Origin of the sequence: Sorangium sp. So ce281, from assembly GCF_051527395.1 — a bacterium.
GTDB lineage: Bacteria > Myxococcota_A > Polyangia > Polyangiales > Polyangiaceae > Sorangium > Sorangium cellulosum_B.
Window position 1 is genome coordinate 9,403,358 of the sequence record NZ_CP150322.1, and the last position, 23,662, is coordinate 9,427,019.

The window sequence follows — 23,662 nt, forward strand, 5'->3', positions numbered from 1 at the left end:
GCAGCTGGTTCCTGGAAGGCACTCGCCGCGGAGGCAGGCGGCGATACGCTCACTCCGGACACGGCCCCGCGCACCCCTCACCGCCGCAGTCGACGCCGGCCTCGTCGCCGTTCTTCACGCCGTCCGTGCAGGTGGGGGCCTCGCAGGCGCCGGCCCAGCACACGCCGCTCTTGCAGTCCGCGCCGGTCTTGCAGCCCCCGCCCGGCTCGCAACGCGGGCACGAGAGCGTGCCGCAGTCGACGCCGGACTCGCGGCCGTTCTTCACCCCGTCGCTGCAGTTCGGGATCATGCAGCTCTCGTTCGTGCACACGCCGCTCATGCAGTCCGTGGCCGCGCGGCAGCGGTCCCCCGCCTGGCAGGGCCGGCACGGGCCACCGCAGTTGAAGCCGGTCTCTCCGCGACCGGCGTCCTGCACGTCGTTCACGCAGTGCTCCGGCACGCACCAGACGCCATCACACGCGAGCCCGCCGGGACAGCGCAGCGACGCGTCGGCGTCGACACACTGCACGCAGGCGCCCTCATGGCACCGCCCCTCGCCCGAGGCGGGGCACGTGACTTCGTTCAAGAGGAGGTGCTGCGGCTCATCGACCGCGCAGAAGTCGAGGGTGCACTGGTTGCCGTCATCGTAGACGTCCTGGGCCGCCGCGCTGACCACACGGCCGTCGGCTGTACACTCCTCGATCTTGCAGTCGCCGCGGAGCTGCGACTCGAGCGGGCCCTTGTGGATCTCCACCGCGCACGCGCCGTCCACGCACCGCCCCGCGCCGCACCGCGGGTCCGGCGGGCCAGGGCACTCCGCGTCGCTCTCGCAGCCGCCGGGCGGCACCCCGGGGCACTCCGCGCCGCTCTCGCAGCCGCCGGGCGGCACGGGCACCCCGGAGCACTTCTCGGTGCCCTCCTCGGTGCCCTCCGCGCACTCGTCGCAGGTGAGGCACTCCTTGAAACACTCCGAGTCCTGCTCGCCGCGCGAGCCCTCCTCGCCGCGCGCGCAGCAGATGACCTTGCCCGGGTCGCCGCACACGCAGCGCTCATCGACGCAGACCGTGCCCGGCACGTACTGGTGGTCCGACTCGCAGTCATCCGTGACCGCGCAGTCTCCGCCCATATAGGGCACGTCACCACATGCAAAGAACGTCGCTGGGCCGATGAGAAGAATGAAACCAACGAACCAAGGCGCGATCGGCCTACCCATGCTCCAGTCCTCCGGCACGAGGCTGAGGCGCCGGCACCCTGGCGGCCCCAATCCGCCGGGGTGTCGTTTGCCTGTCATCCGAGGCGCGCACTATGCCGCGTCGGGCCCGCCGCCGTCACGCAAGTTTTCGCCAGAATGCGCCGCCGGCGAGGCGGCCTTCCAGCAGGGCAGGCGCGCTGTCGAAGGGAGGAAAAACGATGCTCGTCAACGGAAAGCCGCCGATGGACACCGTGTTCTCCGCCGGGCCGCGAGGAGGGAACGTCCGTGGCCGTGCGCCCCTGCTCACCGGGTCGCGTCGCGTCACGCCGCGACGCTTCGCCTCCGGCTCACGAGGCGAACAGCCAGGCGATGCTCGCCGCGCCGGCCAGGAAGATCGCCGCCGTGAAGATCAGGATCGCCGTCCGGTCAGGGCGGTACTCCCCGCGATCGATGGCGCGAGCGACGCGCAGGTAACGCATCGCGGCCCACGCGATGAGCGCCATCCCGAGCACGACCATGCCCGCGCCGACGCCCACGACCTCGCGCAGCAACGCCCGCGGCCCTCCCGGCGCGGACGGCGGCCCCACCTCGAGGAAGTAGAGGCTGACCCGGTTGAGCGTGATGCCGAAGCTGAGCAGCGCGATCGCCGTGCGCACGTAGGCGAGGTGCGTCCGCTCGTTGGCCAGGTGCTCCCTCGCGTAGGCCTCCGTGCGCTTCACGCTCTCCTCGCCGGGCATGGTGGCTCGCCCTCCTCGTCGCTCAGCGCCCCACTTCAAGCGAGCTCATCCGACCTTGCGGCCCGAGAGCTCCACGGATGCGGCATCCACCGACACCGACGTCGGCGGGCCGAACTTCTTGACCTGAACGGTCACGAGCAGGGCCGGCGTGTCGTCGAGCACGCGCTCGATGATGCGCTCGGCGAGCGTCTCCAGCAGCTTGTACGACGCGCTCGTGCCCGATTCGACGACGAGGCTCGCGAGCCTGTCGTAATCGAAGACGCGCGCGCGCGTGTCCGCGCGAGGCAACAGCGAGACCGGGAGCTCCACCTCCAGGCACACGACGAAATCCTGGGGCAGGTCGCGCTCGGCGCGAGACACGCCGTGCTTGGCGCGAAAGCGGATGCCGTCAAGGCGGATCCGGTACGTCTGGATCACGGACTCCATCGGCGCCCCCCTAGCACGCCTTCCGGCCGGCTTCCGCCGCAAGAATGCCGCGCGGCAGGCCCGCCCGCTCGCCGCGGCCTTCCCGGCGCGCGGCGGCCGTCTCGGCGGCGCGCGCGGCCTTCCCGGCGCGCGGCGGCCTTCCCGGCGTGTCCCGGCGCGGGCGGCCTTCCCGGCGCGACCGCGCGCGACGGCTGCGCGCCACGTGCGCCACGTGCGACACGTGCGACACGTGCGACACGTGCGACACGTGCGACACGTGCGACACGTCAGAGGAGAGGCCGCTTGAAACACACGGCTTCGATCTTCGCGGTCATCTCGCTGCGCAGGAACTGCACCGGCTCCCAGCCTTCCTGCCCGAACCGCTTGAGGACCGGGTTCCATCCGGCCGTGGTGGTCACCTCGAACACCTGGCTGTCGCTGACGCGCGCCGTCTCCACGTCCACGCACCGGACCTCCCACCGGGGCGGATCGGTCCCCGCCTGCACCGGCGGCACCAGGAAGCGCGGCGCGACGTACGACGCGGAGCAACCGAAAAGAAATGCGACGGCGATGGCTGTCCCGGAGCTGAGCTTCGGCATGAGCGGTCCTTTCCTGCGGGGTCGACTCGCGAAGGCGTATCGACGCTTCGTGCGCCACGTCAACTGGGAACGGCGCGCGCGCCGGCGCGGAGCGCGCCGGCTCCTCGGCCGTCACCGCACCTAGCGTTTGCGGGCGAGCGCCTCGCGGTCCTTGACGATGAGGCGCCGCCCCGCCGCGTCGAGCACCCCCTCCTTCCGGAACGCCCCGAGCGTCAGCGTCACCGTCTCGCGCGTCGACCCGATCACCTGGGCGATCTCCGCGTGCGTGATCGGCGCCGAGATCAGCGTCCCCCGCGGCGTCGGCACGCCCCACCGCTCCGCCGCGTGCAGGAGGAACTCGGCGAGGCGCCCCCCCACGTTCTTGAAGAGCATCGACTCGATCCGGTCCTCGGTCTCCCGCTGCCGCGCGACGAGCAGCGCGAACACCGCGCCGCCGAGCCCCGGGTGCTGGGCGCAGAGCTCGCGGACGAGCGCGAGCGGCACCCGGACCACCTCGGCCTCATCCATCGCGATCGCCCGCTCCGTCCGCGTCTCCAGCCCGCCGAGGCACGACTCGCCGAGCACGTCGCCCGTGCCGCGGTAGCTGAGCGGGAACGCGGCCCCCGCCTCGTTGACGCGCTCGACGCGCGCGCGCCCCCGGCCGAGCACCACCAGCGTGTCCGCGGGGGCCCCCTGCTCGAAGATCGCCGCGTCGGAGGCCACCACCTCGAGCACCGCGGCGTCCGTGACCGCCTCCCGGACCTCGCGATCCACCTGCGCGAACAGGGAGGAGAGCCGGAACGCGCGCGCCACCCGCGCCTTCACGGGATCCGTCGGCTGGCGGCCAGCATCCTGCGCGTACTGGGAATCCAGATCGCTCACGGTAGGGAACAAAAGAGTAATCCATACCGCGTGGGTTGACACACAGGAATCCCCGCGACCGAGGCACGGCGCGGGGCGAGCGGAGCGCCGCGCTCAGCGTCCGTCGCGGTCGAGCTGCACGACGATGTCCCGGTCGAGCGCGCTGTCCGCCGCGCGGGCGAACTGCTGGAACTTCGTATAGGCATCGGGCTGCACGCGGCCCGCGGGCAGATCGAGGAAGCGATCGAGGACCAGCGCGCCCCCGTCCACGCGATCGTTCACCCGCACGGCGCGCCCCTCGTCGTCCGCCGTCGACGGAGCGAGCTTCGTGATCACGCGCGCGCCCGCGGGGAGCTTGACGCGGAGCCGCACCTCCGAGCGCGTCGCGATCTGCTCCGACAGGTAGAGCGGCGTCTCGCGGACCGGCAGGCTGGCGAGGCTGGCCACGCGCACGCCGAAGGGCGGCGTGATGACGAGCTCCCCTCCCTGCGCGCGCGCGAAGCTCGCGGCGGCGATCTTCATCTTCAGCGTGAGCGGCCGGTCGATCTCGCTCAGCTCCTTGATCTCGATCGCCTGGAGCCGCGCCCCCGGCACCATCTGCGGCAGGAGGCGCGACTCGACGGCGTCCCTGAGCTGGGCGTCGGGGAGCGACTCCAGCGCCGAGCGCAGCGCGATCGCGAGCTTGCCCTCGTAGCGCTGCTCGATCGCCAGCGAGGCCGAGCCGTCCCTCGCCACCTCGGCGACGCCCTCCGTGACCACGCCGTCGTGCGCGCCGGACGAGGGCGTCACCTCGCGCGGCGTCCCCGGCTTCAGCACGATCGCCGGCTGCCCGCGGAGGGAGCTCGGCAGGTAGCCGTACGGCGCGAACTTGTCGCGCACGAACATCCAGCGCGCCGCGCCCGCGCCGGGCTTCTCCCCGGTGTCGAGGCGGACGGCGAGCGCGTTGAACGTCTCGGCCTCGCTCATGGGCCCGCGCGGCGGCGCGGTGAGCCGGTCGCTCACGACGCCGTAGCCGGCGTCGATGCCGACCAGGCGGCACAGGTAGAGGAACGCCTCGGTCCGGTTGCCGCTCTTGCCGATGACGACGCGGCGGCCGTCGTCCTCGCGCCCCGGCTCGACGTTGGAGAGCACCCACCGGTAGATCCGGCGCGCCTGCTCGTCCTTCGACGGCGCCGCTCCCCCGCCCTCGCCGCGCGCATCCTGCGCGGCGCCGGCGGCCTTCCCCTGCTCGCCGCCGCCCGCGGCCGGCGAGCGCGGCGTACGCGTGATCGCCCGCGCGATGCGCACGAGCCGCGGATCGCGCGGCGTCTCGTCGGCGGCCGCGTCGACCATGCGCGCGATCGTGCTGTCCAGGCGGATGCCCCAGCCGATGCGGATGTTCGGAAGGAACTCCGAGATCGGCGCGCTCGCCGGCTCCTCCGGGAGCGCGGGGCTCTTGTCGACCCGGTAGCGGCGGGTGACGAGCGCGCCGGACTCGACGATCGCCGGCGCCGGGACGGGGCCGGAGGCCTCCACGTCGAGCGGCCGGCTCTTCGGCGACACGACGATGAACTCGCTCCGCCAGTAGGGGACCTTCTCCTCGCGGAAGAACCAGCGCGGGCCCTGGAACGTGAGGCCCCCCTGCCCGTCGCCGCGCAGCACGAACAGGTTCTCCACCTCGATGTAATCGCCCACCTCGAGGTGGGGCATCGTCACGGTCGGCTTGTCCTCGATGAACTCCGGCTCGTGGATCGACCCGTCGCGCTTGACCGTGCGGAGCTTGAGCACGAGCCCCTCGGGCATGCGCTGCTCGGCGTGCTCCTGGATGGCCTCCCGCGACTGGATCCGGATGATCTCGTGCTGGAGCATCCGCGCCGAGCCGTCCTCGTGCACCCACATGGCCGCATAGTCGAGCACGCGCGCCGCCGTGCCCGGCATGACCTCGCCCGAGGCCTCGTGCTCGGCGATCACCTTCTTCGAGTCCAGCCGGTACGGGCTGAGCTCCGTCGTGCCGTCGAGCAGCTCGATCGCGTCGCGCAGGCCCGAGGTGTCGGCGCCGGTGCGGATCGCCTCGATGAGCGCCTTCTGGAGCGCGCCGCGCTCTCCCCGCGCGAAGCGCGCGTCCGCGAGCGCGAGGCGCGCGTCGGCGTCGTCCGGCGACTTCGCGAGCGCGCGCTCGAGCTGCTCGAACGACTCGGCGCGCTTGCCGGCGCGGGTCAGGAGGTCGGCGACGCGCGCGGCGATGTCCTTGCGGTCCTTGCGGACGGAGCCGAGGCGCTGGAGCTCCTTGATCGCCGCCGCGTAGTCGCGGCGATCGATCGCCCTCTCCAGCTCGATCTCCGCGTCGGGATCGAGCTCCCGGATGCGCGCGGCGAGGGCGTCGGCCTGCGCGATGTGCCCGTCGCCGTCGTGGATCCGGAGGAGCGCGCCCAGCACCTCGATGTCGTCCGGGAAGCGCGCGGCGGCCTCCTTCACGGTGCGGACCTGCTCGACGCGCCAGCCGAGCCGCGAGTACGTCCCGGCGAGCGTCTTCAGGAGGTCGGGCACCTCCCGGAAGCGGTCGGCGAGGGCCTCGATCGTGCGGGTCATCTCGGACAGGCCGACCTTGTCGGCCTCCTCGAGCGCGAGCCAGAGGCGGGGGTACCAGAGCTCCGGGTCCTTCTCCACGGCGCGCGCGCGCACGTCCTTCACGAGGTCTCGCCCGTCGGACGCCGGGAAGATCGGGTCCTTCTCGAGGAAGACCGCCTGGGCCGCGAGCGCGGGGCCGGTGGCGCGCGCAGGATCGGCCACGAGCGGCTCGATCAGCACGGCGCTCACGTCGTCCTGGCCCTCGAGGTGCGCGATGGTCGCGGCGAGGTACCGGGCGATCGGATCGCCCACGTCGCGCTCGGCGGGGGGCGCGCCGCGCAGGCCGAGCGCGCGCGCCACCTTCGGCGCGGGCTGCGGCGGCACGCCGAGCGCCGTGAGGAACGGCTCGATGGGGTTGGGATCCGGCAGGACCTCGGGCCGGACGAGCGAATAGGGCGGCGTCGGATCGGCGGACGTGGCCACGCCGAGGGGCGTGCCGTCGGGCGCGAGCAGGCGGATGGAGGTGTCGCGGCCCCCGACGCGGGCGAGGATGCGGTGCCGGCCGGGGCCGAGGCGCAGGCGGACGCCGAAGCGGGGCCAGATCCCCCACTGCTTCGTGTCGCGGGTCAGCACCTCGACGTCGTCGACGAGGATGGCGTAGGCCCCCTGGACGGCGATGAGCATCTCGCGCTCGGCGGGCAGGTCGACGAAGGTCTCGACGTAGAAGATGCCTCCCCTGGCCCCGTCCTCGCCGGGCCCCTCCGGCGCGACGGCCGAGAGCTGGCAGCCGCGGCGCTCGGCGCCGAGCACGCGCGGCGGGCCTCTGCGGTGGGGATCGCGCGGGAACACGGGCGGCCAGGGGCCGGCGCGCTCCGCCTCGTAGTGGACGCGGTGGTCGCTCGGCGCCAGGTGGCCGAACGGGCCGGCGAAGCGGGCGTCCTCGATGCACCCGTAGCGGCGCGCCGCGCGGTCGATGAGCGGCACGGCGGGCGCCGCGCCGTCGACGAGCGGCACGGCGGGCGCCGTGCCGGCGGCGTCGTCGGCGGTCCCGGCGGCGCCGTCCGGGCGCGCCGCGGCGGCCTCGTCGGGCAGCCCGTCGAGGCTCCACCACTCGACGAGCTCTCCGCGCGCGCGCCAGCCCAGCTTGCCCGGGTGGTCGATGGCGCGCAGGACGACCTCGCGGGACTTCTTCCAGAGGCCCGCGACGCTGGATCGCAGGCCGAGCAGGCGGTTCGCGGCGAACCAGCCCACGAGCGGGGCGTCGGGGTGCGCGCTCACCCGGGCGGCGCCCAGCGCATCGAGGTAGGCCGCCGCCGCGCGCGCGTTGCGGCCGTGCCCCTGGTCGTCGATCGCGCGCCCGAGCGACGCGAGCATCGATTTCGCGCCGATCCCCTCCAGGCGCTTGCGCGCCTCCCTGGCGCCGGCAGGCGTGCCGCCCGGGACCAGGAGCTCTCCGAGGAGCCAGCGGCCGACGACCTCGCCGTCGGCCGAATGCGCGCCGGCGTCGCGGAGCGAGGCGATGGGGTCTTTCGCGCCAGGGGCGGTGACCGCGCCGCAGGCGCCGAGCGCGAGGGCCAGGGCGGCGGCGCCGGCGAGCCGGGCGAGCGTGGAGAGGGGGCGAGGAGCGCGCATCGGCCCGGTCCTTAGCGCGAGCGACCGCGTGCGCACAGAGACGCCGCGCGGCGCAGCGCACCTGGCCCGCCCGGCCCCTGAGCGCCCCGCCCGGCCCGCCGTCGTCGCCCGACCCGCGGCATGGGGCCTCCGCGGCGTGCCAGCGGCTCCCGGGGCATCGTCAAGGCGCGCCGCCGCCCCTAGAGGACGGCGCGCCACGAGGTCGTGCGCGGCGACGCTCCGCGGAGCCACCAAGGACGGCCCCATGGGCCGGTGGCGATCTTGATTATCATTTGCATCATTGCTATGTTAAGCGGCGAACTCATGGAAGACGACCTTGCGGTAGAGCTCGGCGCGCGCGCGCACCGCGGCGCCGCCCCGCTGTCTTGATCGGGGAGCGCGCTCTTTCGAACCACCTCGCCGCGATGCTTTCGCACCGACAAGGATGAACGACATGGTACCCGGTTACACAGAAGAGACGGTGCTTGAGGTCCACCACTGGACGGACAAGCTCTTCACGCTCAAGACCACCCGCTCGCCGAGCTTCCGCTTCGCGAACGGGCAGTTCTGCATGATGGGGCTCGTGGTCGCGGGCAAGCCGCTCGTCCGCGCGTACTCCCTCGCGAGCGCGAACCACGAGGAGACGCTCGAGTTCTTCTCGATCAAGGTGCCGAACGGCCCGCTGACGTCGCGCCTGCAGCACATCGCCGTCGGCGAGACGATCCTCGTCGGCAAGCGCGCGACGGGCACGCTCACGATCGGCAACCTGCGGCCGGGCCGGACCCTGTGGCTCGTGGCGACCGGGACCGGCCTCGCGCCGTTCCTCAGCGTCGTCAAGGACCCCGAGACGTACGAGCGCTTCGAGCGCGTGGTCATCACGCACACGTGCCGCCGCGTGCAGGACCTCGCCTACGGGCGCTACCTCGAGCACGAGCTCGCGGCGGACGAGCTGCTCGGCGAGATCGTGCGGCCCAAGCTCCGCTACTACCCGTCCGTCACCCGCGAGGCGTTCAAGACCGAGGGCCGGATCACCGCGCTCCTCGAGTCCGGCCGCATCTTCGCCGATCTGGCGCTGCCCGCGCTCGACCCCGCGCACGACCGGCTGATGCTCTGCGGCAGCTCGGAGATGCTCGCCGACACCGCCGCGCTCCTGGAGTCGCGCGGCTTCGAGGAGGGCAACAGCGGCGAGCCGGGCGACTACCTCGTGGAGAAGGCGTTCGCGGGCGAGAAGCGCGCCCCGCTCGCCAGCGCGTCGCCGGCCGAGAGCACGAGCCTGTCCGGCCCGGCGTGACGTCGCGCGCCGCGCGTCGGGCTGCGCCCCGGACCACGCGTCGGCGTCACGGCGGACGCGTGGATCGATGCGGCGCGCAGGCCGCGTAGCCGGACCTGGACCGGGGCCACCGCCCGCCCCGGTCCAGACCGCGGCTCACGCGCTCGCTTCGACAGCGCTGGCGACCTGCTGGAGGAGCACCGTCTGTTCGATCACCTCGGGCGGCACGCCGACATCGTCGCGCGCCACCGCCACGTCCTCGCGCGCCACCACCGCCACGTCGTCGCCCGCCGCCGCCACGTCCTCGCCCGCCACCACCGCCACGTCGTCCCGCGCCGCCGCCACGTCGTCCCGCGCCGCCGCCACGTCCTCGCGCGCCGCCGCCACGTCGTCCCGCTCCGCCGCCCGGCGCAGCGCCGCGATCTCCGCCTGCGCGGCGACGAGCGCCTGCTCGAGCTCCTCGTGGAGCGCCGGCGGAGAGCCGGCCGTGTCACGCGCCTCGGTCAGCTCGCGCTCGAGCTGCGCGATCTTCCATCCCGCGGCGCGCAGGTCGGCCTCGCTCGAGGCGGCGCTCCGCGCCAGCGCGTCGAGCTGCTGCCGCAGCGCCTCCACCGCGCCGCCCGGCCCGCCCTGCCCCGCGAGCGCTCCGCCCTGCCCGCCGTCCGCCGCCTGGCCCGGCCCGCCGTCGCCGGCCGGCGCCGACGCGAAGACCGTCCCGAGCTCGTCGACGAGCTCCTTGCCCACCCGCTCGCTCTCGCGCAGCTGCGCCATGAGCGACGTGATGACGTGGCCCCGGTCGCGCAGCGCCTCCTCGAGGCCCGCGATCTCCGCGGCCGCCGCCTCGCCTGCGTCGCGCTTCTCGAGCTCCGACGCCCGCTGCTCCAGCGCGACGACGGTCTGCTCGAGCTCCACGATCCGCGCCTCGAGCAGCAGCCTGCGCGCGTCGAGGGCGCTCCGCTGGTCCTCCAGCGCGCGGCACTCGCGCTCGTTCCGGTCCGCCCGCTCCCTCTGCCGGTCGCGGTCGCGCGCGAGCTCGGCGCGGGCGGCCTCCAGCTCCTCGACCCTCCCCCCTGCGCGCCGCGCCTCCTCCAGCGCGCGCTCGCTCTCCTGCGCGCGCCTGCGCGCCGTGTCCCGCTCCGACGTGAGCTTCGAGAGCTCCCGCCGCGCCCCCGCCGCGGCGGCCTCGAGCTCCCCCACGCGCGCCGCGAGCGCCGGGTCGGGCGCCGCCACCGCGGGCCGCGCCTCGAGCTCGGCGACCCGGGCGCGCGCGGCCTCGAGGTCGGCGGTCACGGCGTCGAGGCGGTCGCGGGCGCCGGCGATCTCCGGCCTGTTGCGGATCATGCCGAGCTCGAGCTCGACCTTGGTCCGCACCCGCTTCTCGTCGTCGAGCTGCTTGGTGAGCCGGGTCGCGCGATCGCGCTGGCTGCGGAGCTCCTCCTCCATGTCGCGGATCTGGTGCGACAGGCGCTCGGCCCGGACGTGGGCGTCGCCCGCCCTGGCCTCGACGTCGCGCAGGCGCGCCGCCCTGGCATCGAGCTCGGCCTCCACCTCGGCGAGGCGCGCGGCCGTGGCGACCGCGCTCTCGGCGCGGACCCCGGCGTCCTCGCGGTCGCGCTGGTGCCGGGTGCGCAGCTCCGCGAGCTCGCCCCCGAGCCGCTGCGCGCGGCCCTCGGCCTCGCTGAGCGCCTCGGGCGACGGGCCGGCGCTCGCGCCCGGGAAGTCGGCGAACGGCAGCTCGATCACGGCGAACGCGTCGAGCCTGGGCAGGCGCTCGCCGGCCACGGCGATGAACCACTCGGGCTCCTCGGACGCGTCGAGGATCGACGTGTCCACGCTGACCTCGGGCTCGCCCTTCGGCGCGAACTCCGCGACCGTGTAGCCGACGAACGGCGCCTGGCCGACCATCCGCACCTGCTTGAACTGGAGCGCCACGAGGTCGTAGAGCGCGTAGTAGCCGGGCGCCGCGCCGCGCCGCGCGCCCGCGGGGAGCAGGCCCCGGGCGGCGTCCGGGTTCGGCGACGCGATGACGGCGACGCCGCCCGCTGCGGTGAGGCGTCGGGCGCGCCGGACGACCTCGGCGGGATCGCCGAAGAGGGAGAGATCGGGGATGACGAGGGTGTCGAAGGCGCCGTCGCGCACGCCGAGGTCGCCCTCGAACACGGCGACGTTCGGGTGCGGCTGCCGCGTGGGCGCCGTCCGCGCGAGCTTCTCGGCGACGCGCGCGGCGTCCGGGTCGTAGGCATGAACGAGGCGGGCTCCGCGCTGGAGCAGCCGGTCGGCGAGGCCGATGGTGGCGTCACCCACCACCGCGACCCGCCGGCCGCGCACGAGCGGCTCGAGGTAGGCGCTCAGCACCAGGGCGGGGTGGAGCGCGGCGGGGGCGGCGTGCCGCGGCGAGCCTGCGGCTGCGAGGGAGGACTCCTTCGTCATGGTTCCGTCCTCTTACGGCTCTGGGGGCCCGGAGTCCACAAAGCGCAGTGCAGAGTTGCAAGGCGGCGCTCACCGCGCCGGGCGCCGCCGGGCGCCGCCCGCGCGCGCCGGTCCCACGCCTTCGCGCCGGCCCCACGATCCGCGCCCCCACGCCGCCAGCGCAGTGAGCTGCCTCACCCATGACGCCTCGCGTCTGCGCCGCATGTTTCTGGGCCTCTCCGTCGCTCCCGCCGTCCTCTCCACGACGCCAGCGGTTCGCCCTCTCTCCTTCGAGATCGCGCGGTCCTTCTGCTGCGCTCGGTCAGAGGATCACGGTCTCGCAGCCGAGGAGGATCTGGATCTTCGCGATGGAAGCGCCCCTGGCGGCCTCGCAGGTGTCGGGGCACAGCACGAGGGCCGCGGGAGAGGCCGGGTCGTCGTAGCGCCAGCCTGGGCCGCCGCAGCCGGGGCGCTGCGGCAGGATCTCCTCCGATGCGCCGTCGAGCCCGAAGAGGACGTTGACGTCGTCGAACGCGACCTGCCCGCCGGCCACCTGGGAAGGGACCTCGACCTCGCACGGGAGCGCCTGCCCCGTGACCTTCGCGAGCGCGTTCTCGAACTCGACGGCGATGTTGGTCGCCCCGACGAGGACGGCGGCGTCGGTGCCTCCCGCGGCCGCGACCTGGTTGGCGAAGCTCTGGTTCACGCCCGGGAGCCCGATCACGAAGGTGCGCACGGGGGTGCCGAAGCGCGCGCCCGCCGCCGCGAGATCCGCGATGGCGTCCGGGTCTTCCGGGTTCACCCCGGCGCACTGGGCCGCCGGCCCCTGGGGCTGCCCGTCGGTGACGAGCAGCACCGCCGAGGCCTCGCCGGGGTGGTTCTTCGCCACGTCGATGCCCTGGAGCAGCGCGCCGCCCAGCGCCGGATAGACGGGCGTGCTCGCTCCGTTCGGCGACTCGGCCTCGATGGCCGCGACGATGGCGCCCGCGTTGTCGGGGAGCGGACCGAACGGGACCAGCGGCTCCCTGTATGCCTCGTGGTCACAGGCCGGCACGTCGTCCGCCACCCGCGGAAAGAAGCGCAGCGCCACGCGCACGCCGGCGAACCTCGCGCTGTTGACGAACGCCGTCAGGCCGGCCTTCGCGCTGGTCCACTTGTCGGCCACCGTGGGGTCGTCGCCCGCCATCGAGGACGACTTGTCCATCATGATATAGAGATTGAGCGGGACCGCGATCGCCTCCTCGGTGACAAGGCCACACGCGGCGTCCGGATCGAGGACCTCGACAGGCGCGTCGGTCGACAGCCCGCCATCCGGATCAAAGGTCCCGCCCAAGCCAGCTCCGTCCGAAGAGGAAGAGGACGAGACAAGGCCAGCTCCTGAGTCCGGTGCACACGCGCCATGGAGCCCCAGGGCGACGGCGAGCCCAACCATGGAAGCGAGCGAGGTGAGGTGGAGCGATTCGAGGCGCATGAGATGAACAGAGGACAGCGAGGACGGTGCGGAAGCGGGAAGGTACGCAGACACAGAGTACCGGAGACGGTGACAGGCGCGAGGGGCGAATCGCGGAATCGTGAGCTGGCTCGCGCCGGCGCAGCACATAACGGCGTGGGCGGACGCGCTTTTGATGCCGGCCGCAATGTGGCGCACAGCCCCATGGTGATTGGGAACGAGCAAGACAATGTCTTTTCGAAAAGCGCGCGAAGGTGCAGAATTAAGCATGCGCGCACAATTCTTCCTCGAGACGGCATCTCTGCTCGCTTTGCTCTCGGCGATCGGCTGCGCGGAGAGCAGCTCGATCGACGACCCCGTCGGGCCGGTCGCGGGCACGGGAGGCGGCTCGGGCGCGGGCGGCGAGTCCTCCGCGAGCAGCAGCAGCAGCACCACCACGACAGCGTCATCGAGCAGCGCCGCCGCCACGAGCGGCTCGAGCGGGGGTGAAGGCGGCTCGAGCGGGGGTGAAGGCGGCTCGGGTGGAGAGGGGGGCAGCGAAGAGGCGGGCGGCGGCGGCGCCGGGGGCGCGGATCGATGCGCGCTGGGATGCTTGCCGGGCACACACGACGTGGACGGTAATCCCTTCACGGGCGAGTGCGGCTGTGAATACGCGTGTACGCCGACCGCGGCGGGAGAGGCGGGCGAGGATCCGATCGACGCCGAGTTCGTCGACGACAACTGCGATGGCGGCGACGGGCTCGTCGAGCGATGCATCTACGTCTCGGCGAGCACGGGGGACGACGCCAGCAGCGGGGCGCGCAACGCGCCGGTGGAGACGATCGCCAAGGCCATCCAGGTGGCGCAGGCGGGCGCGGTGCCGGCGATCTGCCTGTCGGGCGAGCTGTACCAGGAGGCGGTCACGGTCGTGTCCGGCATCAGCATCTACGGTGGGTTCGATCACGCCAACGCTGACTTCAAGTTCCGGAGGACGTCCTCGGTGACGACCACCGTGCGCGCGGCAGGCACGGTGTTCCACGCGCCCTCGATCACGCAGCCGACGCACATCGAGGGCCTCTCGATAGAAGCGCTGAGCCCGTCGTCGGCCGGCGCGAGCACCTATGGAGTGCGCCTCGGCGGAGGGACGGCGGATCTCTTCGTGCGGTTCAACCAGATCGACGTGGAGGAGGGCCGGGCCGGCGCCGCAGGGACGAACGGGGCGGCGCACATGGTGGGGACCGCGGCGGCGGGGAATGCGGGAGAGCAGGGCTGCCACAACTGCAGCGGCCTCGGCAATGCCGGCCCGGCGCCCACCTGCGACGAGCCTGGCGGGAGGGGTGGATATGGCGGACATGGCTCGAACACCGGAGCAGCGGGCCATCCGGGCAGCCAGGGCGCGGCGGGCGGCGCGGGGGGCATCGCGTCGAGAAGCTGCTCGACGCGCACCTCGCCAGAACAAAATGGCGCACCGGGCATGGCGGGATCGCAAGGGACGCCGGGAACAGGGGGCGCGAATCTCGGGCGCATCGCCTCGGGCGTCTACCAGCCTGCGAACGGCACCAACGGGCAGCAGGGAGCGAACGGCGGCGGCGGCGGCGGCGCGGGCGGCGGCGGCGGCGGCTCGTGCTCGCCATTCCCTGATGATCGCGGCGGTGGCGGCGGCAGCGGCGGATGCGGCGGGCTCGGAGGCCGCGGCGGCCAGGCTGGCCGCGGTGGAGGCGGGAGCTTTGGTATCTTCGCGGCGGCCGGACGGGTGGTCGTCTCCCGCAACGAGATCACGACCGGAAAGGGCGGCAACGGCGGCCGCGGCGGCAACGGAGGAGCGCCGCAGTTCGGAGGGAACGGCGGCCCTGGCGGCCCCGGTCCTGATGACGCCGGCAACGGCGGCGTCGGCGGCAGGGGTGGCAATGGCGGCGACGGCGGCCCAGGCGCGGGCGGGGGCGGTGGCCCGAGCGCCTGCCTGGCGCGAGCCGCGAGCGTCGGCTTCACGTTCGGAGACAACAGCTGCTCGACCGGCGTCCCCGGGTACGGCGGCGCTGGCGGCACGACCCCGAGCGGCGGCGTCGCGGGCGCGGGACAGGACGGTGAGGCGTCCGCGAACCTGCAGATCAACTGATCAACGCTGCTGAGCTCGAGGAGCTATCTCCTGTCGGAGCGGCCGTCGCTATCATGGATACTCGTCCGCCCGGGGCGCCGGCGCCTCCAACGCCGTGGAGGCGCCTCCGCTAGACTGGAGCAAAGCGACAGGCGCCCGTGTCAACGCGTTGCGACGGCGCGCCGACCGGCTAGAACGGCTCCCCGGAAGCAACGAGCGCGGACGACAGGAGCCCCCATGACCACTGCAATGCAGATGCCCATGATGCCGCAGGCGATGTACCCGATGATGTCGACGCCGGAGATGGCCGCCGGCGCATCCATGATGCCCGGCATGATGGGCATGCCCATGCCCATGGCGCCCATGATGGGCATGATGCCCGGCATGATGGGCATGCCCATGCCCATGGCGCCCATGATGGGCATGATGCCCGGCATGATGGGCATGAGCATGCCCATGATGCCCGGCATGATGGGCATGATGCCCAGCATGATGGGCATGGGCATGCCCATGACGTGCAAGATGTCGTGTGAGATGACCAAGGACGGAATGATCTGCAAGATGATGCCGCCCGAGGGCATGTCGATGGACACGCTGAAGGAGCGCTGCGAGGCCATGACGAAGATGATGTCGGCCGGGATGCCCATGATGATGATGTGCGGCGGGATGCCCATGATGATGTGCACCCCCGCCATGACCAAGTAGCGCGGCCGCGGACCGCCTCGGAGCAGCGGAGCGTCGGCGCTCACCGGCGTCCTCGCGCTGCTCCGCCCCTCCCCCGTTCCTCGGCGAGGAACGCGCCCCGCCTCAGGGCGCCTGCAGCGAATACGTCATCACCAGGTACATCAGCGAGTCGACGTTCGCCGGGTTGCGGTAGACGTGCGGGACATCCGCCTGGAACACGAGCGCGTCGCCCGTCGCGAGCAGAAACCGCTGTCCGTCGACGCTGATTTCAACGGTCCCCTGACAGACCACGATGTTCTCGGTCGTCCCGGGCGGGTGGGGATCGGCCTTCTCGACGCCGAGCGGGGCCAGGCAGAGCTCGTAAAACTCGACCGTTCGCGGCGCATCGAACGGGAAGAGCGCGCGCGAGGTGAACTTGCCGTCGTGCGATGTCAGCCGCTTCGCGCGATCCCCGCGCAGCAGCATCGGGCCGCTCGCCGAGCGATCGCTGACGAGCGCCGAGAACGGCACGCTGAGCGCGCGGGCGATCTTCCAGACGACGTTGATCGTGGGCGCGCTGCGGCCGAGCTCGACCTGGCCGAGCATCGCACGGCTCACGCCGGAGATCTTCGAGAGCCGCTCCAGCGAGAGGCCGCGTCGCGTGCGCAACCGCCTAAGGTTCTCCCCGACAACGTGCGTGAGATCCGACGGCGAGTCGTGGTGAGCGACCTCATACGTCCACGCCTCCTCCTCCAGCTCCTGTCCCTGTGCGCCGGGCCTGGCTGGCTGCGCGTCGAGCGTGACCGGCAGCGCGCCGTTCACCCGGGGAAGGTCGCTGTTCTGTCGGACGGATCTCATAGGAGGATGGGCGCCACTCTACACGGGATCTCAGGGGCGGAAAACCAACCAAATTCGTCGCTGCGTCATGATGCGTGGGATCGATCATCAGGCCATTTCCGTCACTCCTAGAACACCAATCATGTTGAAACCCGGAGAATTTCACAGGGAGGCGAGGAGGCGGGGAGGAAGAAAAAAAAAGAATCTCTCCTTCTCGCCGTCTCTCGCTCCCCGTCTCCTCGCCTCCCTGTGAAATTCCTGCTTTTTCTCGGGGTTTCAACCCGTTTGTCGCTCTAGGATACCGCCTGAACCCGATCCGTGACGTCCCTGTCGCATTCGCTTTCCCCCTCGGCGCGCTCGCACTTCCGCCCAGGGTCGCGCTTGCTCCCAGCGCGCTTCGCCGCACGCTCGCTCGCCACAGGCCTCTTCCCCCCGCAGGCGGCTTCCCGCGGGCCGCGTCCCCGGGCGCCCGCGCCCGCCGCCCCTCTCCGCCTCCGGTCCGCCCCCGGCCGGCGAGTCAGGGCGGCGCCCAACCGGTCCCTACCGCCAGCGCGCCGAAGCGGCTACAACCTGGGCTCGCTGTGCGGCACGCTGACGCAGCGCGCTCACGCACCGAGGGCTTGCCGATGGACCACGACATCGACGACGTGCTCGACGGCCGGTACACGCTGATCGAGGTGGTCGGTCAGGGAGGCCACGGCGTGGTCTACCGCGCCCTGGACCAGGAAACCGGCGCGCACGTCGCCGTCAAGTGCCTGCGGCCCGAGTTCGCCGGCGATCCCGCCCTGAAAGCTCGCCTGCGGCGCGAGGCCCGCGCCATGGGCGAGCTGGCCGGCACCAGCGCGACGCACGTCTTCGCGTTCAGCGAGGTGCCCGACGGCACCCTCTACATCGTCATGGAGTTCCTGAAGGGCAGCGATCTCGAGACGGCGCTGCGCCAGCTGGAGGCGCGGAACCAGCGGCTCCCGCTCGACGAGGTCCGCGAGCTGTTCCGCCCGATCGTCGACACCCTCGACGCCGCGCACGCGCGCGGCATCGTCCACCGCGATCTGAAGCCCGCGAACATCTTCGTCCTCGACCACGACACGGGCGTCCCTTCCTCCACCTCCCCTCACCGCGGGAGCGCGCCGGCCCGCGCCGGGGCAGCGGCGCGGGGGCGCGTGCGCTTGCTCGATTTCGGTCTCGTCAAGGTCATGCAGGCCGACCCCCTCACCCGCGAGGGCACGATCCCCGGCTCGCCCAGCTACATCGCGCCCGAGGTATGGAAGGGCCGGCCCCAGGAGATCGACCACCGGATCGACATCTACTCGCTCGGCGCGGTGCTCTTCCGCGCGCTCGCGGGGCGCGTGCCGTTCGCCGGCGCGAGCCGGGTCGACATCCTGCTCGCCGCCGCCCGCGGCCCGCGGCCGAGCTTGCACGCCTTCCGGCCCGACCTGCTCCCCGAGGTGGACGCGTGGGTCGCGCGGGCGCTGGCCGTGGCCCCCGAGGAGCGCTTCCAGGACGTCCGCTCGCTCTGGAGCGCGCTGGAGCCGCACCTCGACCACGCCGATCGATCCGGAGGTGGGCCTACGGGCGGAGGCGCGATCGTGCGCTGAGCACGTTCCTCACCCGACCGCCTTGCGACGCGGGAAGCGGCGCTGGTAGCGTGGTGCAAACCATGCCTGAACCGAGGGCCGCAGGATGAGCTCCTCGCCCGGCCTGTTGCAGCCGAATACGCGGTTTCGCAACCGTTACCAGGTGCTGCGCGTCATCAAGGCGGGCGGGATGGGCGCCGTCTACGAGGTGATGGACGACGTCACCGCGACGCGCCGCGCGCTCAAGGTGATGCTGCCCAGCCTGCTCGACAGCGAGGAGCTGCGCGCCCGCTTCGCCCTCGAGGCCCGCATCACCGGCGTCATCGAGAGCGACCACATCGTCAGGACCTCGGACGCCGGGGTCGACGACGAGACCGGCACCCCGTTCCTCGTCATGGAGCTGCTCCGCGGCGAGGAGCTCGGCAGCCTCGTCAAGAAGCGCGGCGCCCTCCTCGCCGAGGACGTCGCGCTCTACCTGTTCCAGGCCGCGCTCGCGCTCGACAAGACGCACGCGGCGAGCATCGTCCACCGCGACCTCAAGCCGGACAACCTGTTCGTCACCGTCCGCGACGACGGCTCGCCGTGCGTGAAGATCCTCGACTTCGGGATCGCCAAGGTCATCGAGCAGCACAACGCCTCCACGCTGACGCGGCAGATGCTCGGCACGCCCGTGTACATGGCGCCGGAGCAGATCCGCGCCGAGCGCAACGTCGGCCCGCGCGCCGACATCTACGCGCTCGGGCAGGTCGCGTACGCGCTCCTCGTCGGCGAGTCGTACTGGGCCCAGGAGGCCGAGGCGACCGCGTCCCCGTACATGCTCGCGGGGGAGCTCCTGCGCGGCGCGATGGAGGCGCCCAGCGCGCGCGCGGCGCGGCGGTCCTCGGTGGCGCTGCCGAAGGAGTTCGACGGCTGGTTCCTCAAGGCGACGGCGCTCAAGGCCGAGGACCGCTTCGAGCGCGCGTCCGTCGCGGTCAGCGCGCTCGCCGCCGCGCTCGACGTCGCCCTCCCGCGGGTCTCGCGCGTCGTCCTCCTGCCGGAGCCGGCGGCGCCCGCGCCGAGCGCGAACCCGAGCCCGACCGACCCGACGCTGCCCTCGAAGCCCGGCACGGCGAGGGGCTTCGCCGAGGTGCCGACCGTCACGGTGCCGGAGCTGTCGTCGAAGACGCCTCCCTCACGCCCCGGTCCGGCCTCCTACCCGAGCCCCCCCTCGCGCTCCGTTACGCCGTCGGCACCCAACCCGCCCTCGCGCTCCGTCCCTCCCTCGTTTTCTTCCGCGCCGCCCGCGCCGTCGGCCGCCCCGAAGTTCGCGGAGACCCGACCCCGGACGCCGCCCCCCCTGGACCCGCCGGGCCGGACGGGCCTCTCCGGGAGCGAGGCGCCGAGGAGGTCCGAGCTCACGTCGAAGCGCGAGCGCGCCCCACAGCGGCGCTTCGACGTCAGGCCCGACACGTCGACGGGGGTCCTCCACGTGAAGGTGTGGGGGTTCTGGGACATCGACGAGGGCAAGGCGTACCTCGACGAGTTCCGCCAGAAGGCATCGACGCTGCTCAACCTCGGGAAGCCCTGGTACGTGCTCGCCGACATCGCGGACTTCCCCCCGCAGAAGCCCGAGGTGAGCCCGTACGTCGAGCAGACCATGGCCTACGCCGTCGAGCACGGCATGCGCAAGGCGGCGAACCTCGTGAACAGCGCGCTCTCGAAGATGCAGATCTCCCGCCTGTCGGCCGCCATGGGGCTGCCCGAGTACTCGTTCTTCACCGCGGAGGCCGACGCCGTCGCGTGGCTCCTGAAGGGCTGATCGCGCGGGGGCCGAGCGACGCCGGCCGGCCACGAAGGGCCGAGCGCGCTCAGCCGAGGACGAACCGCCGGATGCGCCCCGCGAGGCTCCGCACCTTCTCCTCGGCCTCGAGGTAGCGCTCGGCCGCGTCGCGCAGGTGGGCCTGGCGCGACGCCATGAGCAAGCTCAGCTCGATCACGAGCTGCGGGCGCGCCTCGATGATCGGCTGCAGGGCCTCCTTCGTGATCTGGTAGAGCACCACCTCGTCGACGGCGCGCACCGTCGCGGTCCGCTCCTCGCCCGTGAGCAGCGCGAACTCCCCGAAGACGGCGCCCTTCTCGAGCGCGGCGACCGTCGCGTCCTGCCCGTCGGGGTGCCGCACCAGGACCTCGACGGCGCCGGACGCGACGACGAACATCGACGAGTCCCGCTGCCCCTGCAGCACGATCCGGTCGAGCGGCCCGTACTCGATCCGGCGCGCCTTCGTGGCGAGCTTGCGGAGCTCGCGATCGAGCAGCGGCTTGAAGACCGGCGTCCGCCGGAGCAGCATCATGAGGTCCTCGGCGCTCGCCTCCCGCGCCGCCTTGCTCGGCTCCTCCAGCTCGATCGACGGCGCGGCCCCGTGGCCGTCGCGCCGCTGCAGCGCGGCGAGGTGCGACGGGTTTTTCTCCATGTACGCCTCGAGCAGGCTCGCGTTCCGCGGGATGCACGCGTCGCCCGTGTAATCCATGAGGTTCCGCTCGGCGGCCCACCGGGCGACGTCGTTCATCGACTTCCGGTACTGCCGGCACGCCGCGGGGAAGATGCCGTCCTGGTCGCCGAAGAGCCCCGTCAGCGCCTCGGGCATCAGGCTGAGCCCGAACAGCCGCATGTCCCCCCGCTGGTGCCAGAGCGCGAAGTCGCGCCACCGTGGATCGAGGTGCGCGAGCTCCGGGAACGCGAGCGCGTTGTTCTTGAGCACGGCCCGCTCCGCGTCGCGGAACACCCGGTGCCACGTCTCCTGCGCGTTCCACAGGTTGGGACCGGCGAGCTCGATCGCCTTCTGCAGGTCCGCGTGGTGGGCGTGCAGGAAGGCGAGCGTGGCCTTCTGCTTGCGCATCAGGTTCGTCAGGCTCACGGGCCCGGCCGCGAAGAAGCCGGCCGCGCGCGGCGCGATGTGCCGCATGTCCCAGACCTGCGCCCACGCCGCGACGTCGATCGAGGCGCGGATCGGCGCGAACGCCGCGCCCTCCTCGAAGGCCTCGCGCTCCCCCGGCGAGAGCATGTCCGGGTAGTCGTGCTTCACGGCCTCGAAGATGCCGAGGCACGTGAGCAGCTCGAGGTAGAGGCCCACCCGGAGCAGCCAGCGGGGGTCGGGGAGGTTGCGCCGGTGCTGCTCGAGGTCCTGATGGATGGCCCGGAGGTACAGGAGCGCCTTGTCCATGCCGATGGTCAGCACGGGGAACCACGGGTGATAGCCGACGTGGAGCTCGTCGATCCCGAGCGCCCGCTGCTGGATCTCCGTGTCCGCCTTGACGAGCCGGTCGAGCAGGCGCGCGTAGAGCGAGCCGAAGCGGCCGGTGTCGAAGATCTCGATGTCCGTCGACTCGGAGGCTACCGTCCTGCCCGCCTCGCTCAGCCTGATCTCGACCCGGAGCTGCTGCCGGAACAGGCTCGCGAACGTGAACGGCTCGAAGCCGTCGGTGACGCGCCGCCGGAACGACTCGGGCAGGTCGCTCCAGGCATAGCCGCCGCCGGTCTCCTCGCCCGGGGGGTGCGGCACGAGCTGCCGCGCCGGCGCGATGGTGGCGACGTAGACCGTCTGATGGAACGAGTTCCACGGGGCCGGCTCGAGCATCGGGACGGGGTACGACGACGTCGAGACGATCTGCGGGCTGAGCGGCCGGTCCACGAGGCCGGGCACCGGGCACGGATCGCCGTCTCCGGGGCTCGCGGGGAGGAACCACGCCGACATGGTCACCTCGAACGGGCGCTCGAAGGGGGCGACGAACGCGTAGATATCGCGCAGCCGGTAGAGCAGCCACACCTCGTCGCCGAGCTCCGACGGGTCGCCGGAGGTGTTGATGCAGCCGACGCGCTCGCTGCACCCGTGCCCCGGATAGAGCGCCTCGTCGACAGGCCGCTTGCCGGGCTCGAACGGGATGAGCTCCAGCGACGGCGAGAGCTCGGCCGACTCCTCCTCCGGGCTCTGGCGCGCCTCGAGCTGGCGCAGGTACTGGCGGACCCGGGCGAGCTTGTCTTCCCAGTCCATGCCCTCCACGCGGCTCATCAGCAGCCGCTTGAACTGCCTCTGGAACTCCTTCGGGGTCATCATGCTGCGTCCACCTGAGTTGCCGGGGGCCGGACAGGCCCTCCGCGAGAGCTTACCGGCTTCACGCGCGCGGCGTCGTGCGATCAGCGCGGCGCGTGGCGTCCGGCAACCAGCGCGGCGCGCGGCGCGCGGCGCGCGGCGCTCGGGGCCGAGACCACGTCGGTGCGAGCCCCTTGCAGCGCCGCGTCTCGGAAGGTACGGGCTCAGGCCCTATGGCTATCGAGATCCGCGAGCTCCGGAAGGGCGACAAGAAGGTCCTGAAGGACTTCCTGAACGTGGTCGACACCGTCTACGAAGGTGAGCCTAGCTATATCCGCCCGCTCGACTTGGACATCTCCGATCGGCTCGACAAGAAGAAGAACCCGTTCTTCGAGCACGCCGAGGGGACGGCATGGGTGGCGTACAAGGACGGCCGGCCAGCGGGCCGGATCACCGCGCAGGTCGATCACGAGCACCTCCGGGTCCACCGCGACGAGACCGGCTCGTTCGGGTTCATGGACACGATCGACGACGCCGAGACGGCCGGGGCGCTGCTCGCCGAGGCCGCGGGCTGGCTGCGCGCGCGCGGGATGAAGCGCATGCGGGGCCCCTACTCGCTCTCGACCAACGAGGAGATCGGCTGCCTCATCGAGGGCTTCGAGCTCCCGCCGGTGATGATGATGCCCTACCACCGGCCGCACCAGGGCCGGCTCATCGAGCAGGCGGGGCTCGAGAAGGTGAAGGACCTCTACGCGTGGGGCTACGAGGTCGGCAACGTCCCCGCCCGGGCGCAGAGGGCCCACGCCGAGGTCCTGGCGATGCCGGAGGTGCACACGCGCTGCGGCGATCCGAAGAACCTGCTCCGCGACATCCGGATCCTCATGGACGTCTACAACGACGCCTGGAGCGACAACTGGGGCTTCGTCCCGATGACCGAGAAGGAGCTCGTCAAGTGGTCGAAGGACGTGCGGCTCATCCTGATGCCCGAGCTCACCAAGATCACGTTCATCGACGGCGAGCCGGCCGCCGTGTCGCTCGGGCTGCCCGACCTCAACCAGCTGATCAAGGACTTCCACGGCAAGCTCCTCCCTGGCGGCATCTTCAAGCTGCTGTGGCGGCTGCGCGTGCGCGGCCCGAAGCGCGGGCGCCTCGTCGTGCTCGGCATCCGCAAGAAGTGGCGCCACGTGCGGCGCTACGCCGGGCTCAGCGCCTTCCTCTACGTCGAGATGAACCGCGCGGCGCATCTGCTCGGCATGGAGGGCGGCGAGCTGGGGTGGACGCTGGAGGACAACGCCGCCATCAACGCGGGCATCCGGCTGATGGGCGGCCGGATCCACAAGAAGTACCGCGTCTACGAGCGGGCGCTGTGATGGACGCGTGCGCCGGGGCCGGAAAGGAGTAGCGGATC

Annotated in this window: 16 protein-coding genes; 5 read left to right on the forward strand and 11 right to left on the reverse strand. The window is 72.6% G+C overall.

Annotation, left to right across the window (positions count from 1 at the left end; translation table 11 throughout):
- Nucleotides 1-49: 49 nt before the first annotated feature.
- The 6 genes from WMF27_RS35690 to WMF27_RS35715 form a co-directional block, all read right to left on the reverse strand.
- A complete protein-coding gene (locus WMF27_RS35690) occupies nucleotides 50-1,192 on the reverse strand; it encodes a hypothetical protein (RefSeq protein ID WP_437764404.1) in 1,143 nt (380 codons plus the stop codon).
- Nucleotides 1,193-1,518: 326 nt separating this feature from the next.
- The gene (locus WMF27_RS35695; RefSeq protein ID WP_437764403.1) at nucleotides 1,519-1,908 is read right to left on the reverse strand and encodes a YidH family protein; all 390 of its coding nucleotides are present in this window, start codon (nucleotides 1,906-1,908) and stop codon (nucleotides 1,519-1,521) included.
- 45 nt (nucleotides 1,909-1,953) lie between these two features.
- A complete protein-coding gene (locus WMF27_RS35700) occupies nucleotides 1,954-2,334 on the reverse strand; it encodes a dihydroneopterin aldolase (RefSeq protein ID WP_437764402.1) in 381 nt (126 codons plus the stop codon).
- Between the two features lie 266 nt (nucleotides 2,335-2,600).
- Entirely contained in the window at nucleotides 2,601-2,912 is a 312-nt protein-coding gene (locus WMF27_RS35705; protein WP_437711098.1) for a hypothetical protein, read from the reverse strand.
- A 120-nt stretch (nucleotides 2,913-3,032) separates the two neighbouring features.
- The gene (locus WMF27_RS35710) at nucleotides 3,033-3,773 is read right to left on the reverse strand and encodes a Crp/Fnr family transcriptional regulator (protein ID WP_157907166.1); all 741 of its coding nucleotides are present in this window, start codon (nucleotides 3,771-3,773) and stop codon (nucleotides 3,033-3,035) included.
- Between the two features lie 93 nt (nucleotides 3,774-3,866).
- Nucleotides 3,867-7,931: a hypothetical protein gene (locus WMF27_RS35715; protein ID WP_437764401.1), complete on the reverse strand. Its 4,065-nt coding sequence runs from the start codon at nucleotides 7,929-7,931 to the stop codon at nucleotides 3,867-3,869.
- Between the two features lie 433 nt (nucleotides 7,932-8,364).
- Between WMF27_RS35715 and WMF27_RS35720 the strand changes: the two genes are divergently transcribed.
- Nucleotides 8,365-9,201: a ferredoxin--NADP reductase gene (locus WMF27_RS35720; RefSeq protein ID WP_437764400.1), complete on the forward strand. Its 837-nt coding sequence runs from the start codon at nucleotides 8,365-8,367 to the stop codon at nucleotides 9,199-9,201.
- Between the two features lie 135 nt (nucleotides 9,202-9,336).
- Here WMF27_RS35720 and WMF27_RS35725 read toward each other — a convergent pair whose 3' ends face one another.
- Nucleotides 9,337-11,610, reverse strand: a complete 2,274-nt coding sequence (locus tag WMF27_RS35725) for a hypothetical protein (RefSeq protein ID WP_437764399.1) — start codon at nucleotides 11,608-11,610, stop codon at nucleotides 9,337-9,339.
- A 301-nt stretch (nucleotides 11,611-11,911) separates the two neighbouring features.
- A complete protein-coding gene (locus WMF27_RS35730; RefSeq protein WP_437764398.1) occupies nucleotides 11,912-12,922 on the reverse strand; it encodes a vWA domain-containing protein in 1,011 nt (336 codons plus the stop codon).
- A 385-nt stretch (nucleotides 12,923-13,307) separates the two neighbouring features.
- Between WMF27_RS35730 and WMF27_RS35735 the strand changes: the two genes are divergently transcribed.
- Nucleotides 13,308-15,134 (forward strand): PE-PGRS family protein, encoded by a 1,827-nt coding sequence (locus WMF27_RS35735; protein WP_437764397.1) that lies wholly within the window; start codon nucleotides 13,308-13,310, stop codon nucleotides 15,132-15,134.
- Between the two features lie 140 nt (nucleotides 15,135-15,274).
- Here the strand turns inward: WMF27_RS35735 and WMF27_RS35740 are convergent, their stop codons facing one another.
- Nucleotides 15,275-15,862 carry a hypothetical protein gene (locus tag WMF27_RS35740; RefSeq protein WP_437764396.1) on the reverse strand — a complete coding sequence of 196 codons (588 nt, stop codon included), beginning with the start codon at nucleotides 15,860-15,862 and terminating at the stop codon, nucleotides 15,275-15,277.
- 58 nt (nucleotides 15,863-15,920) lie between these two features.
- Nucleotides 15,921-16,634 (reverse strand): helix-turn-helix domain-containing protein, encoded by a 714-nt coding sequence (locus WMF27_RS35745; RefSeq protein ID WP_437764395.1) that lies wholly within the window; start codon nucleotides 16,632-16,634, stop codon nucleotides 15,921-15,923.
- Nucleotides 16,635-17,239: 605 nt separating this feature from the next.
- Here WMF27_RS35745 and WMF27_RS35750 point away from each other — a divergent pair.
- Nucleotides 17,240-18,208 (forward strand): serine/threonine-protein kinase, encoded by a 969-nt coding sequence (locus WMF27_RS35750; RefSeq protein WP_437764394.1) that lies wholly within the window; start codon nucleotides 17,240-17,242, stop codon nucleotides 18,206-18,208.
- 85 nt (nucleotides 18,209-18,293) lie between these two features.
- Complete coding sequence (locus WMF27_RS35755; RefSeq protein WP_437764393.1) at nucleotides 18,294-19,985, forward strand: serine/threonine protein kinase; 1,692 nt, start codon at nucleotides 18,294-18,296, stop codon at nucleotides 19,983-19,985.
- A 49-nt stretch (nucleotides 19,986-20,034) separates the two neighbouring features.
- Here the strand turns inward: WMF27_RS35755 and WMF27_RS35760 are convergent, their stop codons facing one another.
- Complete coding sequence (locus WMF27_RS35760; protein WP_437764392.1) at nucleotides 20,035-22,278, reverse strand: cyclic nucleotide-binding domain-containing protein; 2,244 nt, start codon at nucleotides 22,276-22,278, stop codon at nucleotides 20,035-20,037.
- 209 nt (nucleotides 22,279-22,487) lie between these two features.
- Here WMF27_RS35760 and WMF27_RS35765 point away from each other — a divergent pair, with 209 nt between their 5' ends.
- Nucleotides 22,488-23,624: a hypothetical protein gene (locus tag WMF27_RS35765; protein WP_437764391.1), complete on the forward strand. Its 1,137-nt coding sequence runs from the start codon at nucleotides 22,488-22,490 to the stop codon at nucleotides 23,622-23,624.
- Nucleotides 23,625-23,662: the final 38 nt, after the last annotated feature.

Excerpts from the sequence above, each read along its gene's own strand:
- WMF27_RS35690 (WP_437764404.1), bottom strand. The coding sequence starts at position 1,192 with ATGGGTAGGCCGATCGCGCCTTGGTTCGTTGGTTTCATTCTTCTCATC.
- WMF27_RS35695 (WP_437764403.1), bottom strand. The coding sequence starts at position 1,908 with ATGCCCGGCGAGGAGAGCGTGAAGCGCACGGAGGCCTACGCGAGGGAG.
- WMF27_RS35700 (WP_437764402.1), bottom strand. The coding sequence starts at position 2,334 with ATGGAGTCCGTGATCCAGACGTACCGGATCCGCCTTGACGGCATCCGC.
- WMF27_RS35705 (WP_437711098.1), bottom strand. The coding sequence starts at position 2,912 with ATGCCGAAGCTCAGCTCCGGGACAGCCATCGCCGTCGCATTTCTTTTC.
- WMF27_RS35715 (WP_437764401.1), bottom strand. The coding sequence starts at position 7,931 with ATGCGCGCTCCTCGCCCCCTCTCCACGCTCGCCCGGCTCGCCGGCGCC.
- WMF27_RS35720 (WP_437764400.1), top strand. The coding sequence starts at position 8,365 with ATGGTACCCGGTTACACAGAAGAGACGGTGCTTGAGGTCCACCACTGG.
- WMF27_RS35725 (WP_437764399.1), bottom strand. The coding sequence starts at position 11,610 with ATGACGAAGGAGTCCTCCCTCGCAGCCGCAGGCTCGCCGCGGCACGCC.
- WMF27_RS35735 (WP_437764397.1), top strand. The coding sequence starts at position 13,308 with ATGCGCGCACAATTCTTCCTCGAGACGGCATCTCTGCTCGCTTTGCTC.
- WMF27_RS35745 (WP_437764395.1), bottom strand. The coding sequence starts at position 16,634 with ATGAGATCCGTCCGACAGAACAGCGACCTTCCCCGGGTGAACGGCGCG.
- WMF27_RS35750 (WP_437764394.1), top strand. The coding sequence starts at position 17,240 with ATGGACCACGACATCGACGACGTGCTCGACGGCCGGTACACGCTGATC.
- WMF27_RS35755 (WP_437764393.1), top strand. The coding sequence starts at position 18,294 with ATGAGCTCCTCGCCCGGCCTGTTGCAGCCGAATACGCGGTTTCGCAAC.
- WMF27_RS35760 (WP_437764392.1), bottom strand. The coding sequence starts at position 22,278 with ATGATGACCCCGAAGGAGTTCCAGAGGCAGTTCAAGCGGCTGCTGATG.
- WMF27_RS35765 (WP_437764391.1), top strand. The coding sequence starts at position 22,488 with ATGGCTATCGAGATCCGCGAGCTCCGGAAGGGCGACAAGAAGGTCCTG.